Annotated in this window: 28 protein-coding genes; 12 read left to right on the top strand and 16 right to left on the bottom strand. The window is 43.0% G+C overall.

The window, feature by feature from the left end:
- Nucleotides 1-27: 27 nt before the first annotated feature.
- From ribA to G4Y78_RS24115, 11 genes are all read right to left on the bottom strand, one after another.
- Entirely contained in the window at nt 28-627 is a 600-nt protein-coding gene (gene ribA / locus G4Y78_RS24065; RefSeq protein WP_163835423.1) for a GTP cyclohydrolase II, read from the bottom strand.
- Nucleotides 628-723: 96 nt separating this feature from the next.
- Nucleotides 724-1,377 (bottom strand): retropepsin-like aspartic protease family protein, encoded by a 654-nt coding sequence (locus tag G4Y78_RS24070; RefSeq protein WP_163835424.1) that lies wholly within the window; start codon nt 1,375-1,377, stop codon nt 724-726.
- A gap of 100 nt (nt 1,378-1,477) precedes the next feature.
- Nucleotides 1,478-1,966: a phosphatidylglycerophosphatase A family protein gene (locus tag G4Y78_RS24075; protein ID WP_163835425.1), complete on the bottom strand. Its 489-nt coding sequence runs from the start codon at nt 1,964-1,966 to the stop codon at nt 1,478-1,480.
- Nucleotides 1,967-1,979: 13 nt separating this feature from the next.
- Nucleotides 1,980-2,963 (bottom strand): thiamine-phosphate kinase, encoded by a 984-nt coding sequence (thiL, locus tag G4Y78_RS24080; RefSeq protein ID WP_163835426.1) that lies wholly within the window; start codon nt 2,961-2,963, stop codon nt 1,980-1,982.
- 34 nt (nt 2,964-2,997) lie between these two features.
- The gene (gene nusB, locus G4Y78_RS24085; protein WP_163835427.1) at nt 2,998-3,474 is read right to left on the bottom strand and encodes a transcription antitermination factor NusB; all 477 of its coding nucleotides are present in this window, start codon (nt 3,472-3,474) and stop codon (nt 2,998-3,000) included.
- Nucleotides 3,475-3,478: 4 nt separating this feature from the next.
- Entirely contained in the window at nt 3,479-3,955 is a 477-nt protein-coding gene (gene ribH, locus G4Y78_RS24090) for a 6,7-dimethyl-8-ribityllumazine synthase (RefSeq protein ID WP_163835428.1), read from the bottom strand.
- 3 nt (nt 3,956-3,958) lie between these two features.
- On the bottom strand, nt 3,959-5,083 hold the full coding sequence (gene ribBA, locus G4Y78_RS24095) for a bifunctional 3,4-dihydroxy-2-butanone-4-phosphate synthase/GTP cyclohydrolase II (protein WP_163835429.1): 1,125 nt from the start codon (nt 5,081-5,083) through the stop codon (nt 3,959-3,961).
- Nucleotides 5,084-5,097: 14 nt separating this feature from the next.
- The gene (locus tag G4Y78_RS24100; protein WP_163835430.1) at nt 5,098-5,754 is read right to left on the bottom strand and encodes a riboflavin synthase; all 657 of its coding nucleotides are present in this window, start codon (nt 5,752-5,754) and stop codon (nt 5,098-5,100) included.
- A 7-nt stretch (nt 5,755-5,761) separates the two neighbouring features.
- A complete protein-coding gene (gene ribD / locus G4Y78_RS24105) occupies nt 5,762-6,934 on the bottom strand; it encodes a bifunctional diaminohydroxyphosphoribosylaminopyrimidine deaminase/5-amino-6-(5-phosphoribosylamino)uracil reductase RibD (RefSeq protein WP_230425644.1) in 1,173 nt (390 codons plus the stop codon).
- A gap of 40 nt (nt 6,935-6,974) precedes the next feature.
- Complete coding sequence (gene nrdR, locus G4Y78_RS24110; RefSeq protein WP_163835431.1) at nt 6,975-7,436, bottom strand: transcriptional regulator NrdR; 462 nt, start codon at nt 7,434-7,436, stop codon at nt 6,975-6,977.
- A 267-nt stretch (nt 7,437-7,703) separates the two neighbouring features.
- Nucleotides 7,704-8,015, bottom strand: coding sequence for a hypothetical protein (locus G4Y78_RS24115; RefSeq protein ID WP_163835432.1), 312 nt, complete (start codon nt 8,013-8,015; stop codon nt 7,704-7,706).
- Nucleotides 8,016-8,343: 328 nt separating this feature from the next.
- On the opposite strand from G4Y78_RS24115, the gene G4Y78_RS24120 reads away from it, so the two are divergent.
- The gene (locus G4Y78_RS24120) at nt 8,344-9,108 is read left to right on the top strand and encodes a substrate-binding periplasmic protein (RefSeq protein ID WP_163835433.1); all 765 of its coding nucleotides are present in this window, start codon (nt 8,344-8,346) and stop codon (nt 9,106-9,108) included.
- Nucleotides 9,109-9,301: 193 nt separating this feature from the next.
- On the opposite strand, the gene G4Y78_RS24125 is transcribed toward G4Y78_RS24120, so the two are convergent.
- From G4Y78_RS24125 to glyA, 3 genes are all read right to left on the bottom strand, one after another.
- Nucleotides 9,302-10,447 (bottom strand): IS4 family transposase, encoded by a 1,146-nt coding sequence (locus G4Y78_RS24125; protein WP_163830996.1) that lies wholly within the window; start codon nt 10,445-10,447, stop codon nt 9,302-9,304.
- Nucleotides 10,448-10,620: 173 nt separating this feature from the next.
- Nucleotides 10,621-11,496 (bottom strand): carboxylate/amino acid/amine transporter, encoded by an 876-nt coding sequence (locus G4Y78_RS24130; protein ID WP_163835434.1) that lies wholly within the window; start codon nt 11,494-11,496, stop codon nt 10,621-10,623.
- Between the two features lie 364 nt (nt 11,497-11,860).
- Complete coding sequence (gene glyA / locus G4Y78_RS24135) at nt 11,861-13,117, bottom strand: serine hydroxymethyltransferase (protein ID WP_163835435.1); 1,257 nt, start codon at nt 13,115-13,117, stop codon at nt 11,861-11,863.
- A 358-nt stretch (nt 13,118-13,475) separates the two neighbouring features.
- Here glyA and ettA point away from each other — a divergent pair, with 358 nt between their 5' ends.
- The 7 genes from ettA to G4Y78_RS24170 all read left to right on the top strand — a co-directional run bounded on the left by ettA (nt 13,476) and on the right by G4Y78_RS24170 (nt 20,817).
- Entirely contained in the window at nt 13,476-15,137 is a 1,662-nt protein-coding gene (gene ettA, locus G4Y78_RS24140; protein WP_163835436.1) for an energy-dependent translational throttle protein EttA, read from the top strand.
- A 255-nt stretch (nt 15,138-15,392) separates the two neighbouring features.
- On the top strand, nt 15,393-15,770 hold the full coding sequence (locus G4Y78_RS24145; protein ID WP_163835437.1) for a PilZ domain-containing protein: 378 nt from the start codon (nt 15,393-15,395) through the stop codon (nt 15,768-15,770).
- 65 nt (nt 15,771-15,835) lie between these two features.
- On the top strand, nt 15,836-17,206 hold the full coding sequence (gene radA / locus G4Y78_RS24150) for a DNA repair protein RadA (RefSeq protein WP_163835438.1): 1,371 nt from the start codon (nt 15,836-15,838) through the stop codon (nt 17,204-17,206).
- Nucleotides 17,196-17,993, top strand: coding sequence for a bifunctional hydroxymethylpyrimidine kinase/phosphomethylpyrimidine kinase (gene thiD / locus G4Y78_RS24155; protein ID WP_163835439.1), 798 nt, complete (start codon nt 17,196-17,198; stop codon nt 17,991-17,993). Before radA ends, thiD begins: the two co-directional genes overlap by 11 nt.
- Nucleotides 17,994-17,998: 5 nt before the next feature.
- Nucleotides 17,999-18,643 (top strand): thiamine phosphate synthase, encoded by a 645-nt coding sequence (thiE, locus tag G4Y78_RS24160; protein WP_163835440.1) that lies wholly within the window; start codon nt 17,999-18,001, stop codon nt 18,641-18,643.
- A gap of 44 nt (nt 18,644-18,687) precedes the next feature.
- Complete coding sequence (gene hemL / locus G4Y78_RS24165; protein ID WP_163835441.1) at nt 18,688-19,971, top strand: glutamate-1-semialdehyde 2,1-aminomutase; 1,284 nt, start codon at nt 18,688-18,690, stop codon at nt 19,969-19,971.
- Nucleotides 19,972-20,133: 162 nt separating this feature from the next.
- On the top strand, nt 20,134-20,817 hold the full coding sequence (locus G4Y78_RS24170) for a tetratricopeptide repeat protein (RefSeq protein WP_163835442.1): 684 nt from the start codon (nt 20,134-20,136) through the stop codon (nt 20,815-20,817).
- 4 nt (nt 20,818-20,821) lie between these two features.
- Here G4Y78_RS24170 and G4Y78_RS24175 read toward each other — a convergent pair whose 3' ends face one another.
- Together G4Y78_RS24175 and G4Y78_RS24180 are read right to left on the bottom strand one after the other, a co-directional pair.
- Nucleotides 20,822-21,070, bottom strand: a complete 249-nt coding sequence (locus tag G4Y78_RS24175) for a hypothetical protein (protein WP_163835443.1) — start codon at nt 21,068-21,070, stop codon at nt 20,822-20,824.
- 199 nt (nt 21,071-21,269) lie between these two features.
- On the bottom strand, nt 21,270-21,593 hold the full coding sequence (locus tag G4Y78_RS24180; protein WP_163835444.1) for a DUF1820 family protein: 324 nt from the start codon (nt 21,591-21,593) through the stop codon (nt 21,270-21,272).
- A 249-nt stretch (nt 21,594-21,842) separates the two neighbouring features.
- Between G4Y78_RS24180 and miaB the strand changes: the two genes are divergently transcribed.
- The 4 genes from miaB to G4Y78_RS24200 all read left to right on the top strand — a co-directional run bounded on the left by miaB (nt 21,843) and on the right by G4Y78_RS24200 (nt 25,749).
- On the top strand, nt 21,843-23,201 hold the full coding sequence (miaB, locus tag G4Y78_RS24185) for a tRNA (N6-isopentenyl adenosine(37)-C2)-methylthiotransferase MiaB (RefSeq protein WP_163835445.1): 1,359 nt from the start codon (nt 21,843-21,845) through the stop codon (nt 23,199-23,201).
- Between the two features lie 226 nt (nt 23,202-23,427).
- Entirely contained in the window at nt 23,428-24,438 is a 1,011-nt protein-coding gene (locus G4Y78_RS24190; RefSeq protein ID WP_163835446.1) for a PhoH family protein, read from the top strand.
- Nucleotides 24,435-24,899 carry an rRNA maturation RNase YbeY gene (gene ybeY, locus G4Y78_RS24195; RefSeq protein ID WP_222937573.1) on the top strand — a complete coding sequence of 155 codons (465 nt, stop codon included), beginning with the start codon at nt 24,435-24,437 and terminating at the stop codon, nt 24,897-24,899. Before G4Y78_RS24190 ends, ybeY begins: the two co-directional genes overlap by 4 nt.
- 13 nt (nt 24,900-24,912) lie before the next feature.
- Nucleotides 24,913-25,749 carry an HlyC/CorC family transporter gene (locus G4Y78_RS24200; RefSeq protein WP_163835447.1) on the top strand — a complete coding sequence of 279 codons (837 nt, stop codon included), beginning with the start codon at nt 24,913-24,915 and terminating at the stop codon, nt 25,747-25,749.
- Nucleotides 25,750-25,806 lie beyond the last annotated feature (57 nt).

A 25,806-nucleotide genomic window follows, 5' to 3' on the forward strand; every position in this document is an offset into this window, starting at 1 on the left:
CACGTTCCGAAATAAAGAGCGTTGTTTCTAAGTTTCCGGGGGAGTTATCCAATGCCCCATTTTATCTGCTTTGGTTAATAAATAACGTTCGTTATGGGGGTTGCGTCCAGTTTGCAGTGGTTTGCGCTCAATAATTTTTAAACCCGCTTTTTCCAAAGCAGCTACTTTTGCAGGATTATTAGTCATCAAACACAGGCTACCAATACCCAGATGCTCTAGCATTGGGTGACACATATCGTATTTGCGTAAATCAGCTGCAAATCCAAGCTGCTCATTGGCTTCGACAGTATCTGCTCCACCATCTTGCAAGTGATAAGCTTTAATTTTATTCAATAGGCCAATTCCCCGGCCTTCCTGTCTTAAATAAAGGATAACCCCTCGGCCTTCCTCTGCAATAGCCTTTAATGCTGCCTGAAGCTGGGCCCCACAATCACAGCGCAAACTGAATAATGCATCGCCTGTCAAACACTCAGAATGAACACGTGCTAATACTGGCTCTCCATCACAGACATTGCCCATTGTTAATGCAATATGCTCTTTACCGGTCATCTCATCCATAAAACCGTGCATATCGAAAACACCAAATGGGGTGGGAAGCTTTGATGAAGCAACAAATAATACCGACACAATCACTCCTAAATCGCTACTGTCCTAGGATGAGCTGATAAAGATGCTCTACATTAATAAAGCATCTCTTTTCCCGGCAGACGACAATCAAAATTACTAATACTTTTGCTCTAGCGTTAACACACCACTTTCTTCCGTCATTTTTACATGACGAAGAAAACTCATGCCCAGCAGCGTTATATCCGGCATACTACCTTCGTGAACACCTGCCGCAACATTTTGGACTTTAATTCCACCAATACTTACTGACTGCAGCGTGACTCGAAATGTTTTCACTACGTCACTGGCAGTCGCTGTATTAATAGGAATTCCGTCCGCAATATAATTAACCCCTGCTGCTTTGGCTACTTTTGAATTCATTGCAACAGAAGTTGCTCCCGTATCAACCAAAAACTTAGTAGGTACACCGTTAATAGCGCCATAGGCATAATAATGGCCATCTGGAGACCGGTTGAGGTTAACTTTTATTTTTTCAGGTGCAGTGTACTGACCAGAATAATCACGGGACAAACCAAAAGTACGGGTTTTACCGTTTATTTCTAACACGGCTTCTGATGCATTAGCACTAATTAGCTTTATACCTTTGGGGCCAGGCTTACCCTTTTTCAATACATAACGTTTACCATCAATATTTACCACTGCCCGACCACTAAACAAACCTACCACACTAACCTGAGGCTCTGCGAAACAGGGTATTGAGCAACTTAAGCCTATTAATAAACTAAGGGTTAAGATATTAGTTTTCATCATTCGCTATTCGCTCCATGCCCCCCAACCAGTCACCTCAAACGTCATGACTTTTAATAACTTTGTCTATGACAATATTATGAATTAATTGTAGCGCCTTATGCTAAGCGGCCCAATAGTAAACCAGCTGCATAAAACCTAATGCCAATAAACCCGCCAATAAATCATCCAGCATTATGCCAACCCCACCTTTAAGGTTTTTATCAGCAACGGAAATTGGCCAGGGTTTCCAGATATCAAACAACCTAAATAAACCAAATCCGAGTATTGGCCAATACCAGCCGGTAGGTGCAGCCCACATAGTAATCCAGTAGCCCACCATTTCATCCCAAACAATACCGGGGTGATCATGTACTTTAAGGTCTTCGGCAGTTTTACCACACAACCAAACACCAACGATTGCAGTCAATAAAACCACCAAACTATACCAAACCAATGGCAGCTGACTGAGCAGTAACCAAAAGGGGACCGCTGCCAAAGTACCAAAAGTACCGGGGGCTTTCGGCGCAACTCCGCTACCAAAACCAAAAGCTAAGCAATGAACGGGATTACGTAAAACACTAGCAAGAGTTACTTTAGGAAGTTCAGACATATAAGGTGCACCACTAAAAATGTTGGTAGCCAGGCTGGTCAACAGCAATGGTTTGATCGTAAATATCAACAATGCCTGGTTGAGCAGTAATTTTACCAATTAAGGTAATGTCGCCCGCCTCAACCAAAGGAGACAGTTGTGGAGCAAGCTGAGGTGGTGCTGTAAAACAAAGCTCATAGTCATCCCCCCCGGTTAGCGCTAAATTGAATGCGCTGGCGTTATCTACCTCACTCAGTAATGCCTGTGAAACAGGTAAAGCTGCCAAATCAAGCTTAGCCCCCACTGAGTGGTCAGCTTTAGCACTCTCTTCCAAAATATGTCCCAAATCAGCCAACAGCCCATCTGAAATATCAATAGCACACTTAACACCTAATGCAGCTAGCCTTTGCCCCAGATTAATTCGTGGCTCAGGTCGGTAAAAGCGTTGATACAGTTGGCTAACTACTGAACTAGTAAACTCTGGTAAGTTAGGTTGGCTTTTAACATACTTTAAGGCAGCTGCAGCATCACCCAAGGTACCAGACACATAGATTAAATCTCCAACAGCTGCTTTGCTTCGTAGCATGGCCCGGCTTGGATCTACCAGGCCATGCACTTGAATCGAAATTGTTAAATATCCCCTAGTGGTATCACCACCAACCAACCTAATATCAAACTGGTTAGCAGCTTGACTCAAGCCTTTTGCAAACTGAGCAAGCCAACTCCGATCTGATTCAGGTAAGGTTAAAGCCAAGGTAAACCAGCTAGGTTTGGCCCCCATTGCCGCTAAGTCACTAACACTCACCGCCAGGGCTCGGTAGCCTATCTGCTCGGCAGCTGCTTCAGCAGGAAAATGTACGTCAGCTACTAGCGTATCAATAGAAATGGCTAGCTGTTGTTGATCTGGAAGGGAGAGAAGCGCGCAGTCATCACCTATCCCTAACTCAGCTGGCATATCACCTACAGAAGTTAGAGATGGCTGATTAAAATAGTTAGCGATTAATTGAAATTCGCTCAATCTCTACAAAAGTCCGCTGATTTGCTGGGGTTGGTCAAGAAGGTTTCAACCGATGGCTATTAACTTCTTGATAACGCGCTCTTGCGGCGACTTTATCTAATATCCCGTTCACGTAGCGATGGCTTTCTTCAGCACCGAACCGCTTAGCAAGCTCAATCGACTCATTAATCACCACTTTATATGGCACATCGATTCGCTTTAACAGCTCAAAAGCACCAATGCGCAAGGTGTTGAGTTCAATAGGATCAAGCTCTTTCAGGTCTCGATCCAAATATGGCTCGATAGCCTGTTGAATATCAGCCAAATTGCTGGTTACGCCATGCAACAAATCGTGAAAATAGCTCACATCCACTTTTTTCATGTCATTATCAGTACGAAACTGCGCTTCAATAGCCGACACATTACCGCCAGCAATATGCCATTGGTAAAGTGCTTGTAGCGCAAACTGACGGGCCTTACGGCGAGCTGAAGGTTTGGGTTTATCTGCGGATTGAGATACTGCGTCGCTCACTTAATTAAGCCTCTAAATTACTTAACAAACTAACCATTTCCAGTGCTGACAATGCAGCTTCTTCACCTTTGTTACCCGCTTTAGTACCAGAACGTTCAATAGCTTGCTCAATGGTGTCTACAGTTAGTACACCAAAGCTAATGGGTACTTCATAATCTAAAGAAACACTGCTTAAGCCTTTAGTACACTCACCAGCTACATATTCAAAGTGGGGAGTACCACCACGAATAACTGCACCTAAAGCAATAATCGCATCATACTGGCCTTGCTTGGCAACTTTCTTGACCGTAAGCGGGATTTCAAAGGCACCTGGGCAGCGAATAATTGTTAGGTTATCTCGATCAATACCGTGTCTAATGAGTACATCAACTGCCCCTTGTAACAAGCTCTCAACCACAAAACCATTCCAGCGAGCCACTACAATGGCATATTTACCATCATTAGGGGTTAAGAAGCCTTCCACTGTGTTTATCTCTGACATTGACTATTCTGCCTCATCAAACGGAATGTATTCACAAATCTCTAGATCAAACCCAGAAATGGCACCAAACTTCATGGGTGAACTCAGCAGTTTCATTTTACCCACACCCAGCTCTCTTAGGATTTGCGAGCCAGTGCCGACCATTAAATAAGCGCCTGATCCAGACTGTCCTGGAGCACGCTGGCTTTGCTCTGGGTGGAAGAAACGGCCCAAGCTTTCTTCAAAATCCAGTGAAGCTGTTGGATTTAACAGCACAATTACCCCTTTACCTTCATCTGCTACTTTTTTCAGCGCTTTATGAATACTCCAGCTTGCATGCTGAGGAGGCTGTGCTGCTAACAAGTCACGAATCGGATCAGTAACATGCACTCTTACCAAGGTTGGCTCATCAGCATTAACATCACCAAGAGAGAGAGCAAGATGGGTATTACCCTGAATAGAGTCTGTAAACGTAGTTAGCTCAAACGCCCCGAACTCTGTTGCCAGGTTTTGCTGGTTTACTTTAGTAACTGTACGCTCATTCAAGATTCGATAGTGAATCAAGTCGGCAATAGTACCGATTTTCAACCCGTGCGTCTCCGCAAATGTTTCCAGGTCTGGCCGGCGGGCCATGGTACCATCTTCGTTCATAATTTCCACAATTGCCGCCGCTGGGGTTAATCCAGCCAGCCTAGCAAGATCACAACCTGCCTCAGTATGCCCTGCACGGCTAAGCACTCCACCTGGCTGTGCCCTTAATGGAAATATATGTCCTGGCTGAACAATATCTTCTGATTTGCTATCAGGGGCAACGGCCACTTGAATCGTTTTTGCTCTGTCTGCAGCAGAAATACCCGTTGTTACACCATGGGCAGCTTCAATTGATACAGTAAAAGGCGTGCCATATTGCCCCCCACTATTTCCCTGTACCATAGAAGGTAAACCTAAATAGTCACAGCGCTCACCTGTCAACGTTAAACAAATCAGTCCCCTTGCTTTACTGGCCATAAAATTAACGGCTTCTGGGGTAATTTTTTCAGCAGCAATAATCAGGTCACCTTCATTTTCCCGATCCTCATCATCCATCAGGATAACCATCTTACCCTGGCGAATATCTTCAATTATTTCCTCAATGGCATTTAGCTGCATATTATTTCCGCCTGTTACTTCAAAAAGCCATGGTTGGCTAAAAATGCTTTATCTATTACTGAGCTTGCTGACGTTGATTTGCTGCCAGTTAAAAGCCGCTCTAAATAGCGAGCAATAATATCCACTTCAAGATTCACCCGGCTACCCGTGGTGTAATGTTTAATAATAGTGTTTTCAATGGTATGAGGGACAATATTCAGCAAAAACTGGTTACCCGCAATTTCATTAACCGTTAAGCTGACCCCATCAATTGTTATTGAGCCTTTTGCTGCAATATACCTTTCTAAATGAGCCGGAGCTTCCAGCCAAAATCGATGGGCACGAGCATCTTTAAAGTGTTTGACCACCGTTGCCACATCATCAACATGACCACTGACAATATGGCCACCAAAATGGGTTGTTGGAGTCATGGCTTTTTCTAAGTTAACAGGTGCGCCCACTTTTAAATCAGTCAGGGTTGAGCAACGTAAGCTTTCAGCAGAAACATCTGCGGTAAAATTTTGCTGCCCTAGTTTTACAACAGTTAGACATACACCATTGGTCGCGATCGAATCGCCTAATTGGACATCACTCATATTTAAATCTTGAGTATCAATGGTGATTGATAAATCACCATCATGTGGGATAAGCGAGCGTATTTTGCCAACCGATTGAATAATGCCTGTAAACATAAAGCGGCTAAGTAAGCTGATTAATTGGGTGAATCATCATTCGCCAATCTTTACCGATTTGGCGAATATCTTTAATTTCAAGGTCAACATTATCCGCCATTTTGGGCATATCGGAAATAGTTAATAGCGGTTTCGCCTCATGGCCCATTATGGTGGGAGCCATGTACACAATCAATTCATCCACAAGTCCCGCTTTGATAAACGCTCCAGCAAGGGTAGAACCAGCCTCAACCATTACCTCGTTACAATGATAGTGATCAGACAGATAATTCAACAACAAATCCAAAGGTACTTTTGGGCTTTTCTCACCAGCTTGATTTACGTCATCTGCCGTATCTACTTTATCAGGAAATACGATAACTTCTGCACCAAGGTTTTCTAATTGCTGAATTGCGGCTGTATCCCGATGAGTAGTAGCAACCAAAACCTTGCCTTCACCTTTAAATACTTTTGCAGTAACAGGTATTTTTAGCTGGCTATCGACTACGACTCTGAAAGGTGGCGGGCAGTTTTTAGCTGCTGAGATTTTTAGCTGGTTATTACGAACGGTTAATGCAGCATCATCATCAAAAATAGTGCTAACCCCAGTAATCACTGCACAACTTCTAGCCCGCCATTGCTGCACATCAGAGCGGGCATCTGCGCCAGTAATCCACTGACTTTCACCACTGGCTTTAGCAGTACGGCCATCCACACTCATGGCTAACTTGCATCGAACTAGTGGTTTCTTGAGTGTCATTCGCTGACAAAAGCCTTGGTTTAGCTGGTAAGCTTCTCCATATAGCAGACCTACCTCTACATCAATGCCATGCTGTAAAAGTAGTTTTTTTCCACTTCCCGCTACTAACGGATTAGGATCAAGCATTGCAATAACAACCTTCGCAACCCCTGCTTCAATTAAAGCATTAGCACATGGAGGGGTGCGACCAAAGTGACTACAAGGCTCAAGGGTGACATATGTCGTGCTACCTTTTGCTGCTGCTCCAGCCTGTTTCAGAGCATAAACTTCAGCATGAGGTTCACCTGCTCGCTGGTGCCAGCCTTCACCAATAATTTTCCCTCCCTTGACTACTACACAACCTACTCTGGGGTTTGGTCGGGTTGTATAAATGCCCTGCCTGGCTAATTGCAAGGCCCTGTTCATCATGGCATAGTCTTGGGCACTAAATTCTATGGCCACTTTATTTTCCTCGTAAATGTTGCCGCAAGTACTTGAAAGGTTATTTATCAGAGTCCTGTTTTAGTCGATCAATTTCTTCGCGAAATTCATTTAAATCTTTAAATTGACGATAAACAGAAGCAAAGCGTATATAAGCGACTTCATCTAGTTTTCTTAACTCATGCATTACCATTTCACCTACCAGCAGCGACTCCATTTCCCTTTCCCCTCTGGCTCGAACCCTATGCTTTAGTCGGCTAATGGCTTCCTCTACTTGCTCCATGCTCACTGGCCGCTTTTCTAGAGCACGTAACATTCCCCCACGCAATTTATCTTCATCAAAGGGTTCTCTGCTACCATCCTGTTTTATAAGTCGTGGCATAACCAGTTCAACAGTTTCGTAAGTCGTAAAACGTTCACTACAAGACAAGCATTCACGCCGACGCCTAATCTGGTTACCCTCTGTCACTAACCGAGAGTCTGTGACCTTAGTATCATGTGCACCACAAAACGGACAATACATAGTAGCTCTGAGCCCAACCCGATTCCTGCATTTAATTTTTTCCTAGCAGCTATTAATAAACGCCAGGCAATAGATAATTCTGATAATTTATTGCCAAGCATACTACCTATAAATAGCACTAATACAAGTCTAGGGTTGAACTAAGTGTGTATTAAGCAAACAGGATGATGAGCACGTAATACAACTGACGAACCACCATTTGCATGGTTGTGAAACTTCAACACCATATAACTCAGTTGTCGTTTGATATAAAAAACCAGGCCATAGTTAAACAATCAGATTCTTTGCCTGAATTTCATTGATACCCGCCAACACAGCTAGTTTTTTCCCCATCCGAGAATAGGGCAAAACCATCGCCTGGCTAATTTCAGGGCATAAGCCATTTTGTAACTTAAGGCATTGAAGATATTGATACTGGCATTTAAAACCGTATAACTTCGCCAACAGCTCATGAGCTTGAGCATGATGTAATGAATCGCGAGGCCAGAATTTAACAACAGATTTGGCTTGTTGTTTAAAAGTACCCACTGCAATTAGGAGAGGTATAACATTCACCCTTGCCAAGCTTAGTCGTGCCAAAGTCCCACTCTAACAGACACAAACCATAATAGGCTCAAAGCCATGACAATCAGTCAATGTTGCTATTAAACTGCGAATGCTCTTGAGCAAACGGTGAACACTTCTTGGCTGATTAGCCTTTTCTTGTGGGAAGAGGGATACGAAGCTACCTCACCTCAACAGATTACTGGATACAACAACAAAAGCAAAGCCACTCTAAAACCTCGTTCTACATAAATGTGCCTTGCAACTAAACAAGTACACTTATTTTATAGGATGCAACTAATTAATACAGCTTAGCTAGAAGCTGCTAAGCTTTTAGCTAACCCCCTATTTGAAGCAAGATATCATGAGGCTACCAGCTGCTCTTCTTATCATGCTAATTAGCTTATCTTCTGTCGCAGAAGATAAGCTACTGGAAATCACCACCGGCGAATACCCACCCTGGTCAGCGAAAGATTATAAGCATGGTGGTTTCGTTCACCATATGATTTCAGAAGCCTTTCAGCGAGAAGGTTATAAAGTAAATTACATATACCACATATGGGCAAGAAATTATAAAGAAGGACAAAAGGGAAAATACCATGCCACTGCATTTTGGTACCACTCAGAAGAAAGAGCAAAACTTTTCTATTATAGCGACGCGCTTTATTCAGAAGATGTAGTTTTTTTTCATTTAAAAACAACAGCTTTTACAACCTGGAATACTCTAAAAGATCTAGAGGGATACCGAATTGGCGCCACCAGAGGCTATACTTACACCCCCGAGTTTTGGAAAGCTCAAGAAGTTGGCACATTAAATATAATAGTTAATAAGTCAGATAAAATTAATTTCAAAATGCTGTTAAGAAAAAGAATAGACCTTTTCTTAATGGCAACAGTGGCTGGCTATAGCCTTTTACAAAAAGAGTTCTCCCCACCCCAGGCTCAAACCTTAACCTACCATCACAAGCCTTTATTCAGCAGTACCGCCCATTTATTATTTCCAAAAGTAAGAGAAGATGCACAGCCTTTACTTAAGGTTTTTAATAAAGGCTTACAGGCGATAAAACAAGATGGTTTCTACGATAAGTATTATGATTTACTACTCGAAGGGTTTTATGAAAAACATTAAAACACCTGTAATTAACTTTCTCGCCAATAATATACTTATCTATTTTTAATACTATTAATAAAGTAAAACAGCCCAACACCTACTAATTCAGCAGTTAACGAGGATCCATGTCAGGCAAAACGCCAGCTTCTTGATAGTAAGCCTGGCGCATATCTATATGAATTATTGATGTGACATCACTGCTGTCCCACATTTACAGCATCCTCATTTGCTTATGATCATCTGTATTATTCGGTGGTGAGGGTGTAAATAATGCTTTAAGCTCTCTACGCTCAAACAAAGTGAGTTGCATGAGTCGAGCTATTTGAGTGATCGATAGTGTTATTCCATGAGAAAATTTTAGATAAGCGACGAGCAAATAAGCACACATGGCTACCCATATCTGGGTTAACACGGCATTTTTAGAGGTACCGACAAACGATTTTATCTTTAGGTTTTGCTTTATCCACTTAAAAAATAGCTCTATTTTCCAGCGTTCTTTGTAAATAGCTGCAATGGTGCTGGCTGCGAGCTTACTATTATTAGTTAAAAAGTAATATTGGTTGCCAGTCTCTGGGCATTTAAAACCGATACGACGTAAATGACCTTTATAAACAGCCCCTTGTTGGCTAGTCAACTGAATGTGCTGATCAGAAGTGACTGTACTGCTATTGTCGGTAGGCTGGCGCTTTAGTACACGGTATTTGGCTTGCTTTTTTAGTCGGGTTACAAAGAAGATTCCTTGCTCATTTAAAGTATTAAACCAGCGATAATCAGTGTAGCCACGGTCTACAGCAAGAATACTCCCCTTGGGGAGATCAAGGCTGCGTGCTATCTGTATTTCATGACATTTCCCTTCAGTAATACTCATAAATGCAGGCAAGTAGCCATTATGATCAAACCCAACATGTAACTTGATAGCACCTTTACTTTTTCGAAAATCTGCCCAAGGAAACATGGATAAACACAAGTCGATCACTGATGCATCAAGAGAATACAATGGATTTTTAAAACGAAACTTATGCCCTGGCCGATGATGATGACATTTATTTAATAGCTTATAAAACAAGGCTTCATAAAGCGTAGCGGGTTGCTGTTCATTGACACGGGCCAAACTACTTCTGGTGATATTTCCAATACCATGGTGATAGCGTTTATGCTGCTGAATCGATAGGTGATCAATGATGTCACGCAAACTATTGCGACCTGAGAGTTGACCAAATAATAGCGCAACAAACTGCCCCCACCGAGTCATTTTACGTAGCCGTTGACCCGTATGATGCTGATTGGCTAGTGATTCAAACTCATGTCTAGAAAGCAACTGAAGTATTTGGTGCAAGATTGTGTTACGATGAGCCAAGGCTTAAATCCTCTGGTTTTGCAGTGTTTGGTTGCACTCTCATTGTAACAACTTATGGGGACTTAAGCCTTTTTTGTTTCAATCTTATGGGACAGCAGTGATGTGACATATACCCCAATCAACATCCCAAGCAAAATACCAAAAACTTCGCTAAAAAGCTTTTTTAACAAACTTTACACCTTTACCAGAGGCTTTTTTTCAAATCGCTTAGCTAAATATTCATTCAGCAGTAGCGACAACAAAATAATACCGCCACCCAAACAAAGCTTTAATATGTCAGCATCTCGATTCCAAATCAGTAAGTTAACCAAAATACCTGCTGGAATTAATGCGTTATTCATAATCGCCAAGGCTCCAGCATTGACCAAGGTGGCGCCTTTATTCCAAAGAAAGTAACCAACACCTGAAGCAACCACACCAAGCCATAATAAAATGCCCCACTGAACAGTCGTTGTGGGGTATTTGGGTTGCCCCATAATGGACCAGGCGACGATGGCAACCACCAAAGCACCTAAATAAAAACAACCAAACACTGCGTGTTGGGGCAACTGTTCCGACTCACGTTGAATAATCACCTTATACCCCACTTGACCAAGAGCAAAACAAAGGTTAGCGCCTTGTACCACAAAAAAACCTAAAATATAGTCTTGGGTTAAGTTGTTATAACGCATTACCGCAGCACCGAGCACAGCCAGCCCAGCGGTAATTAGATAGCTTGGAGAAAAACGCCCTGCTAATAAGTCATAGGCCAGGGTGACATAAATCGGCGTAAAAATAGTAAATATCAGTACTTCTGGCACAGTGAGCAACAAGAAAGACTGATAGTAAAAAACATACATCAATCCTAATTGAACAGCACCCACCCCCATTAGCTTCAATGCTAAAGAAGTCTTTAACCAGCTTTTTCGAAGAAATGGCAAAAATACCAGGCTAGCAAGAACAACCCTGGTTAATACTGAAAAATAGGCATCAACCTGCCCAGCCAAATAAACACCAATCAAGCTAAACGAAAAAGCCCAGAGTAAGGTGACACCTATTAAGTAATACATATATACCCTTCTCGAATGATTTTTAGGGTTTGTTGTCGTTGCTAAGCACCAAGGATGGTGTGAATGCAGTTTATGCAGGAGCAATATACTGTCTTCACCCCAATCATTTTTAAAAACATAAACTCATGGGGGCAAGTCTGATACAGCAAGACTTGCGGTAGCCACCTTAATTTACATAAAAGTGCTACTGGAACTCATCGCTCGATGGCCGCCCCTAAAAACCCTACGCTTTGGGTATAGTTCAGAATTCACACAGCAGTATTTAGGGGGAGGCATAATGACAAAAAACCTCCTGCTATTCCAACACCAATAAAAAACCCGGCCTTTGCCGGGTTTTTTATGTGTCGAAAAGATATTTCAGCAATTAGCTATAGACAGGCAGCTTAGCGCAAATCGCTTTCACTTTTGCCTTAACTGATTCAGCTACTGACTCATCACTGATGTTATCCAGTACATCACAAATCCAACCCGCTAATTCTTTAGCATCCGCCTCTTTAAAACCGCGACGGGTGATAGCCGGGGTACCAATTCTTAAACCACTGGTAATAAATGGAGAGCGAGGGTCATTAGGCACTGCATTCTTATTTACAGTGATATTCGCTTTTCCGAGAGCCGCATCAGCGTCTTTACCGGTATATTCCTTGTCGATTAAATCAACCAGGAATAAATGGTCGTCAGTACCACCGGATACAATCTTGATGCCTCTACTCAAGAAAACATCACACATCGCCTGGGCATTTTTAACCACTTGCTCTTGATAAGCTTTGAATTCCTCGCTCATAGCCTCTTTAAAGCAAACCGCTTTTGCCGCGATCACATGCATTAAAGGGCCACCTTGGCTTTCAGGGAATACAGCAAAATTTAATTTTTTCTGTAACTCTTCATCATTGCCTGCGGCAAGAATCAAACCACCACGAGGCCCACCCAATGTTTTATGAGTAGTGGTAGTGACGACATGAGCATGAGGAACAGGTGAAGGATAAACCCCAGCAGCAATCAAACCTGCCACATGAGCCATATCCACTAAAAGATAAGCGCCAACTTTATCAGCAATTTCACGGAAGCGAGCCCAGTCAACCACGCGAGAATAAGCAGAAAAACCACCTACAATCATTTTTGGCTTGTACTCTAAAGCCAACTGCTCAACCTGATCATAATCAATTTCGCCAGTCTCAGGGTTCAAACCATACTGTACAGCATTATAAATACGACCAGAAAAGCTTACTTTAGCACCATGAGTTAAGTGACCACCATGCGCTAAGCTCATACCCAATACAGTATCGCCTGGCTTCAACAACGCCATATAGACAGCAGCATTTGCCTGAGAGCCAGAGTGAGGCTGAACATTGGCATAGTCTGCTTTAAATAGCTCTTTAGCACGCTCAATTGCTAACTCTTCAACTACATCAACATGCTCACAGCCACCGTAATAACGCTTACCAGGATAGCCTTCAGCATATTTATTGGTCAGCACAGAACCTTGTGCTTCCATCACTCGAGGGCTGGCATAGTTTTCAGAAGCTATCAGCTCGATATGCTCCTCCTGCCGACGGGTCTCGTCTTGCATCGCTTGCCATAGGTCTGGGTCAAAACTGGCAATGTTCATATCACGTGTAAACATGAAAATCCTCTACTCCCATCTTAATACAAGGTTATCGCGGCAATACTAACGCTTAGCTTATACAGGTGTTTTTGTACAGTTACTTTTGTACAGACTGACCTCTAAATACCGAGCCCTATAAATTAGGGTATAATTAAAATCTTATTGTACCCCATTAGCTCATAACAAAGCATATGAAATAACGGCAAGTACACTCACTATTTTACTCAAGTTCGTTGACAAATGGTTTAATTACGGCATTTTTCAACTTATATTCGACACAACTGCCAAGAAATATTAACTGTAACGGATTGCTATCAACGACAGCTTTCGGTACCTTGTGCAGCATTTTTAACCAACCAAAGTTTAAAGCAAAACAATGGCTCAATACGTTTATACTATGAACCGAGTGGGGAAAGTGGTTCCCCCCAAACGTGAAATTTTAAAAGATATATCCTTATCCTTTTTCCCCGGCGCTAAAATTGGTGTTTTAGGATTAAATGGTGCGGGTAAGTCCACCCTGTTAAAAATCATGGCAGGGCTAGATACTGAAATAGAAGGTGAAGCGCGCCCACAACCTGGAATTAATGTCGGTTACTTACCACAGGAGCCACAGCTTGATCCAGAGAAAAACGTAAAAGAAATTGTTGAAGAAGCTGTTTCTGAAATTAAAGAAGCTCAACAACGTCTTGATGAAGTTTACGCTGCTTATGCAGAACCCGATGCTGACTTCGACGCCTTAGCAGCCGAGCAAGCCCGTCTGGAAAATATAATTCAATCTGCTGATGCCCATAACCTTGAGCGTAAGCTTGAAGTCGCAGCCGATGCTTTGCGCTTACCCCCTTGGGATGCTCAAGTTAAAAACCTATCTGGTGGTGAAAAGCGTCGGGTTGCATTATGCCGCTTACTATTATCTAACCCAGACATGCTGTTATTAGACGAGCCTACTAACCACCTTGATGCAGAAAGTGTAGGCTGGATGGAGCGCTTTCTTCACGAATACCCCGGTACTGTGGTAGCCGTTACCCATGACCGCTATTTCCTTGATAACGTCGCCGGCTGGATTCTTGAGCTTGACCGTGGCCATGGTATTCCATTTGAAGGTAATTACACTCATTGGCTGGAAACGAAAGAGCAACGCTTAGCTACTGAAGAAAAACAGCAGCAAGCAAAAGATAAAGCCATCAAACACGAGTTAGAATGGGTTCGCTCCAACACTAAGGGCCGCCAGGCAAAAAGCAAAGCACGTCTTGCTCGGTTTGAAGAAATGAACTCACAAGATTTCCAAAGCCGTAACGAAACCAATGAAATCTATATTCCACCCGGTCCACGCTTGGGGGATAAAGTCATTGAGTTTAATGGCGTTAGCAAGGCCTTTGGCGACAAGCTGTTGTTTGAAAACTTATCTTTCTCCATCCCCAAAGGAGCAATTGTTGGTGTTATCGGCGGTAACGGCGCGGGTAAATCTACTTTATTCAAATTAGTTGCCGGAAAAGAGCAGCCTGATAATGGCGAAGTGACTATCGGCGAAACTGTCGAACTGGCTTTTGTTGATCAAAGCAGAGATAGCTTAGATGGCAGCAAAACTGTTTGGGAAGAAATTTCCGAAGGCCAAGACATGATTCGCATTGGTAGTTACGAAGTTCCTTCTCGCTCTTATGTAGGTCGGTTTAACTTTAAAGGCTCTGACCAACAAAAGTTTGTTAAAGACTTATCTGGTGGAGAGCGTGGCCGTTTACACTTAGCAAACACTCTGAAAAAAGGCGCTAACGTCCTGTTATTGGACGAACCATCAAACGACCTGGATGTAGAAACCTTAAGAGCCTTGGAAGAAGCATTATTGGCATTCCCAGGCTGTGCAGTGGTAATTTCCCACGATCGCTGGTTCTTAGACCGGATTGCTACTCATATTCTGGCTTATGAAGGCGACTCTACAGTGACATTCTTCGAAGGCAACTACACCGAGTACGAAGCTGACCGGAAAAAACGCCTGGGCGATAATGCCCAACCGAAGCGGGTGAAATATAAGCGGCTGGCTTAAGCCCTTCCCCTACTCCTGCAAACAGAGGCTGCTGCAAAGCTTAAAAAATATGGAGTGACTGGGTGTTCCGGAACTGCTGTTGGGAACAGCTAAAGCTCTAAAGGCCATGGATGGACTTGTAGAGCGGTGGAAGAATACCCAGTCATTCCATATCTAACTCCAAATGCCTTAGCGACAGCCTCTTCCCCAACCTCACTTGCTCCACTAACTGCCTTAGCTATAGTTAAGTAAGCTGATCTAGGAATAGGTATCGCTATGGCAAAAAAATCTTCTGGTGCTCAAGAAAGGCGCAAGTTCAGCCGTATTTCGTTTGATGCAGACACAACCCTTACTCAAAATGAGCAAAACTGGAAGGTGTCACTGGTTGATATTTCATTGAAAGGAATTCTTATTAACGCACCTAACGAGTTCGATATTAACCCAGACAAACCCTTACTCGCTAAGATCCAATTAGACGATGTCAGCAATATTACAATGGCTCTGCGCTTTGCCCACAAAGAAGGCAGCCAGATGGGATTTGTCTGCACCCAAATTGATATTGACAGTATTTCCCACCTAAGACGCCTAACCGAACTTAACTTGGGCTCTACCGACTTACTGGAAAGAGAACTCAGCGCACTCGGCTGTGATTGATTAAACCAGACCCTGCCAGCTAGAATTTGCATTCTAATAAAACAGCAGCGCAGGGTTTTATAACAATGGCTAAAAAGGCCAAGACAGCATTTGTTTGTACCGAATGTGGTAGCGAGTCCTCCAAATGGCAAGGGCAGTGCCCAGACTGTAAGGCCTGGAATACTTTTACTGAAATCAAGCTAGGTGCCTCTCCCGCTAGTCGCTCAGCATCAGCTAACTTCAGTGGCTTTGCTGGTAGCCGTACCGATATCACCTTATTAAAAGATGTAGATGTGTCAGAAGCCCCTCGCTTCAGTAGTGGCATCAGCGAACTTGACCGGGTCTTAGGCGGTGGCTTTGTCCCTGGTAGTGCAGTATTAATCGGCGGTCACCCAGGTGCCGGGAAAAGTACTATTTTATTGCAAACCCTCTGTCATATTGCCCAAACCCAGCCTGCTTTATATGTATCTGGCGAAGAATCGCTGCAACAAATCGCAGCCCGTGCCGAACGTTTAGACTTACCTAAACATCAATTAAAAATGCTGGCAGAAACTTCTGTCGATCAAATTGTTGAAGTCGCTAAACAGGAAAAACCCAGCATTATTGTTATCGACTCAATTCAGGTGATGTTTCTTGAAGGAGTTGATTCTGCGCCTGGTGGTATTTCTCAAGTTCGAGAGAGCGCTTCATTTTTAACCCGCTTTGCCAAACAAACCAATACTGTCTTATTAATCGTGGGGCATGTTACCAAAGATAACTCCCTGGCTGGTCCCATGACGTTGTCCCATATTATCGATACCCAACTGATGTTGAGTAATACTGACGACTCTCGCTTCCGGATTTTACGAGCCACTAAAAACCGTTTTGGCCAGGTCAACGAATTAGGTATTTTCGCTATGACCGAAAAAGGCATGCGGGAAATCAAAAACCCTTCGGCAATATTTTTGTCTCGCTCAGAACAGCCTGCTCCTGGCTCCATTATTAATGTACTGTGGGAAGGTACTCGACCGTTATTAGTGGAAATTCAAGCCTTAGTTGTTGAGTCACAACTGGGTAATCCTCGACGGGTAACAGTAGGCTTGGATCAAAACCGGATTGCTATGCTGCTGGCAGTGCTCACCCGCCATGGCGGTATTTTTACCAGTGACCAGGATGTATTTGTGAACGTGGTAGGTGGGGTGCGAGTCACCGAAACCAGTGCCGACTTAGCCTCTATTTTAGCAATGGTTTCCAGTTTAAAAGACCAGATTATTCCCCATAACGTAGTGGCTTTTGGTGAGGTTGGTTTATCAGGGGAAATTCGCCCTGTATCCAGCGGTCAGGAGCGAATTTATGAAGCAGCCAAACACGGCTTTAAAAAAGCTATAGTGCCTGCCGCCAACGCACCTAAAAATGCAGTTGCTGATATGGAAGTCATCGGAGTCAAAACCTTAGCGGAAGCATTAGATGCACTCTAAATTGGAAGCTCAAAAACCACCTGTTATTGTTTGTTTTTCAGGGCTCGACCCCACAGGTGGTGCAGGAATTCAGGCCGATATTGAAGCTATTAAAGCCAATGGTGGTCACTGCGTTTCATTAATTACCTGCTTAACCATACAAAATACTCACAATGTAAAACGGTTAGCGCCTGTCGACACAACATTTCTTGCTGAACAAGCTGATGTTTTGCTTCACGATATTCAACCTGATGGTTTTAAGTTAGGTGTGCTTGGCAGTATTGAAAATGCCGTATTAATTGCTTCCATTATTAAGCAATTTCCGCGCTGCCCGATTGTGCTAGACCCTGTGCTTGCCGCAGGCGGTGGTACCACTCTTGTCACAAACCAGTTAATTGAAGCCATTAAACAACAATTACTCCCTTACACAACTGTTTGCACCCCCAACACACTTGAATTACAGCAATTAACCTCAAAACAGTCACTTAACCAAGCAGCACAGTCATTACTTAAATATGGAGTTGAGGCGGTACTGGCGACTGGAGGCCACCTTGCAGATTCTACAGAAACCCTACAACACCAGTTGTTTACAATTAACCAGCCAACACAAGCTTTATTTTCTCCTCGGTTAACAGGCGAATTTCATGGTTCTGGTTGCACTTTAGCTTCAGCATTAGCAACCCAACTGGCATTACAAAAATCAATTACCTTTGCCTGTCAGCAAGCGTTAGATTTCACATACCAAAGCCTACTAAATGCTGTGCAAATCGGCAGCGGTCAATTAATCCCAACTCGGCGCTTCTATTAAAACTTATGACGACCCAACTTTATGGCCTTTATGGAATTACTGATAGCACATTACTACCTAACACAGAGGCCTTACGAAATGCTGTTGAAGCTGCCCTGATAGGAGGAATGAAAGTTTTACAATATCGGGATAAATCCCAAAACAAAACTAAAAGACTCAACCAGGCAACCCAGTTAAAAACACTATGCCAACAATATAGTGTCAGTTTTATTATTAACGATGATGTTGAGTTAGCTGCTAACGTAAAAGCTGATGGCGTACATTTAGGTCAACAGGACCAAGCTATTACCCACGCAAGGAAAACGCTAGGCAACAAAGCCATTATTGGCGCTACTTGTCATGGCAGTTACCAACTAGCAGAAACAGCCTATCAACAAGGTGCAGACTATATCGCCCTCGGTCGGTTTTTCCCTTCTGCCACCAAACCCAACGCCCCACCGGCGGACTTAAGCATAGTGCAACAAATTACAGCTGCACTTCCTTTACCCGTAGTGGCCATTGGCGGAATAACCCTGGATAATGCCCCCATAGTTATTAATGCAGGTGCTCACATGGTGGCAGTTATCAATGGTTTATTTGCCAGTGATAATATTCAAGACACTGCCCAGCAATTTTCTCAGTTATTTGCAGGAGCAAACTGCACATCTTAATCAACTGAAGACTACTACACCTGTTTTCCATAGGAACAAGTCTAATGTCCAAATCAGAACATCTTTTTCAGCAAGCTCAGCAACATATTCCTGGCGGAGTAAATTCCCCTGTAAGAGCCTTCAAAGGAGTGGGTGGTACACCGATATTTTTTAAGTCTGCCCAAGGCCCTTATCTTTATGATGAAGATGGCAAACAATACATTGATTATATTGGCTCTTGGGGCCCCATGATTTTAGGCCACAATCACCCCGCCGTAATGGATGCCATTCAAAAGCAACTCAAGCATGGTTTAAGCTTTGGCGCTCCTACTGCGCTTGAAGTCACCATGGCTGACAAGGTCTGTGAAATGGTCCCCAGCATGGACAAAGTACGGATGGTGAACTCCGGCACCGAAGCTACTATGAGCGCCATCCGACTAGCCAGAGGCTATACCAACCGAGATAAAATCGTTAAATTCGAAGGCTGTTACCATGGCCATGCTGATTCATTATTAGTAAAAGCAGGCTCTGGTGCACTCACCCTAGGGGTACCGACTTCACCGGGCGTGCCTGCTGATTTGGCAAACCACACAATTACCCTTTCTTTTAATGACTTAAACGAAGTCGAAGCAGCCTTTAAAGAGCTAGGTGAACAGATTGCCTGTATTATTGTGGAACCTGTAGCAGGCAACATGAACTGTATACCTCCAGATCCTGGCTTTTTAGAGGGCTTGCGTAGTATCTGTGATCAATATGGCAGCATATTAATTTTTGATGAAGTGATGACAGGTTTTCGGGTATCTAAAGGCGGGGCTCAGGCTTATTACCAAGTCACTCCAGACTTAACCACATTGGGCAAGATTATCGGTGGTGGAATGCCTGTTGGTGCCTTTGGTGGCAAACAACAAATCATGGCCTACTTAGCACCAGAAGGTCCGGTTTACCAAGCTGGCACCTTATCTGGTAATCCTGTTGCCATGGCTGCAGGCTTGGCAACTTTGCAACAGCTGGATCAACCCGATTTTTATGAAACATTAACGGCTACTACCAGCAAACTAACAGCAGGCTTAACAGAACTAGCAAACAAGCAAGAATTACCTTTTACCACACAACAAGTAGGAGGCATGTTTGGACTATTCTTCACATCAGAACATCAAGTCACCAGTTATCAACAAGCCGCTAATTGCAACCTTGAGCAGTTTAAAAGCTTTTTCCATGCCATGCTCGACGAAGGTGTGTATTTAGCGCCATCTGCTTTTGAAGCTGGCTTTATTTCAATTACTCATACTGAAGAAGTGATTGAAAAAACCCTAGCCGCTGCAAAAATTGCTTTTTCAAAATTGGGATAAGACCAACAAAATAGCAACAGCGAATAAGCACACGCGGCTTATTTACTACAACTAGCAGACACTCGTCTGCTAGCTTGTTAGAATACAAATATTCTACACGTCTGATAAATTTAAATTAGACTAATGATTTCTAGTTAACTTGATCGCTTTAAGTAAATAGTAATGAACTGCTTTTGTAAGCAATGTCACCTTCATTCGACTTACTCTCGAACCCTATTTTTTCGAGTTATTCGTCAGTTGCAACAGAGAAACTCCTTCACTAAAACACAACTTGCCTTATATTGCTGCCAGCTTTTTTTCATTGTTTTTCATAATTTTGCAAGTGCAGATGACAACCAGACGACAAGTCATCCACCCAAAAACTACGGTTTAAATCAGCTGTTAATTCCACCTGCTGAACGCTGCCATATTGGTCCTGAAACAGAAAACCTACCAGCCGCCGTAGCAGCCTGTGAGCTAGCAGCGAATAATGGCGAACCTGAAGCCCAGTATTTATTGGGTCATTTATATTACCAAGGGATTGTGGTGGATTTAGATCATGAACACGCTAAATACTGGTATGAACAGGCATCTTTGCAAGGACATAGTAAAGCCCAGTACCAACTCGCTTTCATGTATTATCAAGGAATTGGCTTAAACCAAGACTATACCCAAGCCTATATCATGATGAAAATGGCTGCAGTTAATGGTTATGAGGAAGCGGTCGACTTTAGTGACAAAATCAACAGTAAATTATCTCAAGAACAACGAGCAATGGCGTTTTATACTTTAAGCCAAATTTTTCAACTATATGCAAACCAGCTACAAGCAGAAAACGGCCAGCCTGCCAGCTCTTTGCATCAGTAATACATTATTTTTTTATTAATTGTTTCAATAATTGCTGCCTTGTTTTCACCATGGTACGAAAGGTTTTTACCATCGACTCACGAGAATTACTACCAGTTGCCACAATCTGCTCAATTCGTTGCTCCAGATCAGCAATTTCCTGCTTTAGCTTTTCTGTCAACTGTTGTACTTGATGTTCTCTCTCATCACTGGCTCTAAAAGTATAAACCTGATCCTGAAATACTTGCTCAAAATCGAACGATACGCACACCATTGCTTGCTTCCCTGCTACAAAGTGACTGTACTATTTTTTCATCCATTATCTGCACATATTTTTTAGCTACATATACTATTGTGCACATAAAGCGAGCCACTTGACTAAAGACTTTAGCTCCTTCTAATGTGAGATGCTCGCTTTAATTAGAAAGGCAGTCTTCCTTAAAAGGCCAACTCTATGACCCACTTGCAGATTATTAATCTTTTTTCCCTGGCACTGGCGGCAATGGAAACTGAGCGATTTTATCTCCTTTAGCCTCACTGATTTTGCCGACACCTTCTTTAGTCACTTCATCAATTCTGATCACAGAAGTCATTGGAATATAGCTACGCTTAACCCCTTCAAATTCTGTTTTAAGCTTTTCCTCGCTTGGGTCAACTACTACCTGAGAGCGCTCACCAAAGATAAATTCCTCTACTTCAATAAAGCCATACAGCTCACTTTGGAAGATTTGCCTTGCATAAATCTCATAGACATGACCTTGGTTAAAAAAAATAACCTTAAAAATCGTATTCGCCATAGTGGTTATCATCTACCGTGAAGGGAAGACTACAGGCCTGATTACAGACCCTGTTTTTTTAAGTGACGCTAGGATAGCAGAAACCATTACGGTATTGCATACTGAAAGTTAATAGCCAATAAATTCTCGGACTTTGCAATAAGTGTTCAGGCAGATATAATGCCCGGTCCATAATTTTCAATCCTATTGCAGTGCTTACATACAGTCAGTACCGCAATGTAATATGTGAAGTTTATTAGGTGTCAATCGATGGCCAAAAAGCTTTTTATTAAAACCCATGGTTGCCAGATGAATGAATATGATTCATCTCGCATGGCTGACTTATTGGGTGAAAGCCATGCGCTTGAGTTGACCGACAACCCTGAAGACGCTGACGTACTGTTGCTAAATACCTGCTCGATTAGAGAAAAAGCACAAGAGAAGGTGTTTCACCAATTAGGACGCTGGCGTGCCTTAAAAGACAAAAACCCCGACTTGATTATCGGTGTAGGTGGCTGTGTTGCTAGCCAAGAAGGTAGTGCTATTCAAGATCGCGCGCCTTATGTTGACGTTATCTTTGGCCCACAAACCTTACACCGACTACCAGAAATGATTGAAACTAGCCAGGTGCAACATGTGCCGGTTGTTGATGTCACCTTCCCAGAAATAGAAAAGTTTGATCGTTTACCTGACCCAAGTGTTGAAGGTGCTTCAGCATTTGTTTCAATCATGGAAGGCTGTAGTAAATATTGCACTTTCTGTGTTGTGCCCTATACCCGTGGAGAAGAAGTCAGCCGTCCATTTAATGATGTAATGGCTGAGTGTATCCACCTTGCAGAGCAAGGGGTAAGAGAAGTTAACCTACTTGGCCAAAACGTAAATGCGTATCAAGGTTTAAAAGACGACGGTGATAATGCTGATTTAGCCGAGCTTATTACTTACATTGCCGCAATTGATGGCATTGAGCGGATTCGCTTTACCACTTCACACCCAGTGGAATTTTCCGATAGTCTAATCAATGTGTATGCTGATGTACCTGAACTGGTCAGCCATCTTCACCTGCCTGTACAAAGCGGCTCCGATCGTATTCTCGCAGCTATGAAACGTGGCCATACTATTTTAGAGTACAAGTCCAAGCTGCGTCGGCTAATGAAAATTCGCCCTGACATTAGCCTATCCTCCGACTTCATCATTGGTTTTCCTGGTGAAACAGATAAAGATTTCGAAGCAACAATGAATTTGATTCAGGAAATTGGTTTCGATACTTCATTTAGCTTTATTTATAGCGCCAGGCCTGGTACTCCAGCAGCTGACCTGGTGGATGACACTCCTGAAAAAATCAAAAAGCAACGCCTACAAATTCTGCAACAGCGGATTAATCAAAATGCCCAGGCAATCAGCCGACGAATGGTGGATAGCCAGCAGCGTATTCTGGTAACAGGCTATTCCAAGAAAGATCCCGGTCAACTTCAAGGGCGCACTGAAAACAACCGAGTGGTCAACTTCCGTGCCACTGACCCTCAGTTGATTGGAAAGTTTGTTGATGTAATTATTACTGAAGCGCTTCCCAATTCGTTAAGAGGCGATATGATAGGCTCAGAGCTGGATGACAGCAAAACAATGAATTAGCGGTTAACTGCTAGCTGTATGCTCCCTACATAATAGGGAAGCACCCATACTCAAAAACAATATCGAAAGCAGTAAAAGGTAAGCACTATCAGTTCACTCAGTTGGCTGACTCCATAGCTTAAAATGCATCTTGCAGAGTCAGTCATTGCCTTACCTAATCAACTACCACTAAGCTAACAATATCAAGGCTGAAAAAGAGGTTAAGCCCCTGAGGCTGAAAGACATTTTGAGCGAACCAACAGAACTTGTTAAGTTTTCACTTGAACCCCACGATTCCAAAAGCTTTGCCAATTTATGCGGACAATTTGATGAACATCTGAAGCAAATCGAACAACGCTTAAATATCCGCATCCGCAACCGCGGTAATCAATTTGAAGTAGAAGGTGAGCACAACTGTATTCTTGCCGCCGAAGAAATCCTCAAACGACTCTACCGAGAAAGCTGTAATGGTACCGAGCTAAGCCCGGATATAGTCCATCTGTACCTGCAAGAGTCAGGAGTAGAAGCTATCTATGAAGGAAACGAGTCCAATCAACAAATTGCCATTCAAACCCGCAAAGCGCTGATTAAACCCCGCGGCCCTAACCAGCAAACCTATGTTAAGACCATTCAAAATAATGATATTAATTTTGGTATTGGCCCAGCCGGAACAGGTAAAACCTATTTAGCTGTTGCCTGTGCAGTTGCAGCCCTAGAGCAAGAAACTGTAAGACGAATTCTACTGGTAAGACCTGCTGTTGAAGCAGGTGAAAAACTAGGCTTTTTGCCTGGCGATTTAAGCCAGAAAATCGATCCCTACTTACGCCCGCTCTACGATGCGTTATATGAGATGATGGGTTTTGAGCAGGTAGAAAAGCTGATTGAAAAAAACGTTATTGAAGTCGCCCCACTTGCTTATATGCGCGGTAGAACCTTAAACAACTCATTTATTATTCTTGATGAAAGCCAAAACACAACTGTTGAACAAATGAAAATGTTCCTAACCCGGATTGGCTTTGGTTCAACTGCAGTGATTACTGGAGATACTACTCAAGTAGACTTACCTAGAGGCACCAAATCAGGCTTAAAGCACTCTATAGAAGTACTGAAAGATGTGAAAGGCATAGGCTTAACATACTTTAAGCCAAAAGACGTGGTTAGGCATCCATTAGTCCAACGGATTGTTGAGGCCTATGAAAAACACGACAACAAAAAGCAAAAGTCACAGCAGGAACAGGAAGCAGCAGATAAATCATGAGTGTTTCTGTAGATCTTCAAATAGCTTCTGAGTGCCAAGATATCCCAACCACAGAGCAGTTTATCCAGTGGGCTACAGCTGCCGTCAATAACCTCAAAAACCATGCGGAGCTTAGTATTCGAGTTATTGATGAAGAAGAAGGTGCAGAACTAAACCTGACTTATCGCCAAAAACAGGGACCAACCAATGTTCTGTCCTTTCCTGCTGAGCTGCCTGAAGCTGTTGAGCTACCGCTATTGGGAGACTTAGCCATTTGTGCTCCGGTTGTAATTCGTGAAGCAGCTGAGCAAAATAAGTCATTAGAAGCCCATTGGGCTCATATGGTGATACATGGCACCTTGCATCTTTTAGGATTTGACCATATTAATGATAAAGATGCCGAAATCATGGAATCCCTTGAGACCAAGATTTTAATGGAATTAGATTTTCCCAATCCCTACCAACCTAGTGAGTCCTTATAGAGTAAATGGAGTCATGAGCGACGATCGATCGAGTTCAGGTCATCACCAAAAAACCTGGTTAGATAAAATTACCCAAGCTTTCTCTGGCGACCCTCGTAACCGTACAGAATTATTAGAACAGCTACGAGAAGCCGAAACCAATGAAGTACTGGATGGAGAGTCACTTAGCATTATCGAAGGGGCCTTGCAGGTCTCCGAAATGCAAGTGAGAGAAATTATGATTCCACGGGCACAAATGGTTTGTGTCAGTGCTGATCAATCTCCCCAACAGTTTCTTCCTAAAGTCATTAGCAGCGCCCATTCACGCTATCCTGTTATTACTGAGAGCAAAGATGATGTTCTGGGTATTCTGCTGGCTAAAGATTTACTGCCTTTAGCTTTAGCGCCAGACAAAAACTTTGACATCAAGAGCCTACTCCGCCCGGCAGCATTCGTACCGGAGAGTAAGCGTTTAAACGTGCTACTCAATGAATTCCGCTCAACTCGCAACCATATGGCAATCGTTGTAGATGAGTATGGCGGTACCGCAGGTCTGGTCACTATTGAAGATGTACTTGAGCAAATTGTGGGCGACATTGAAGATGAGCACGACGTTGAGGAAGACACCAACATCAAACCTATGCAAGATGGTCACTTTATTGTCAAGGCATTAACCCCCATTGATGACTTTAACGAGCATTTCCACTCATCATTCAGTGACAAGGAGTTCGACACCATTGGTGGTATTGTCATGCATAGCTTTGGGCATATGCCTAAACGAAGTGAAACTGTCAATATTGAAGGCTTTCAATTCCAGGTATTACACGCCGATAGTCGACGTATTCGGTTATTAAGGGTAACCCCTGCTTAGCGTAATTTTTTGTGAGTAATTTTGTAGGACCAGCTTAGAGGTTTTAAGCTGGTCCAA

Origin of the sequence: Spartinivicinus ruber, from assembly GCF_011009015.1 — a bacterium.
GTDB lineage: Bacteria > Pseudomonadota > Gammaproteobacteria > Pseudomonadales > Zooshikellaceae > Spartinivicinus > Spartinivicinus ruber.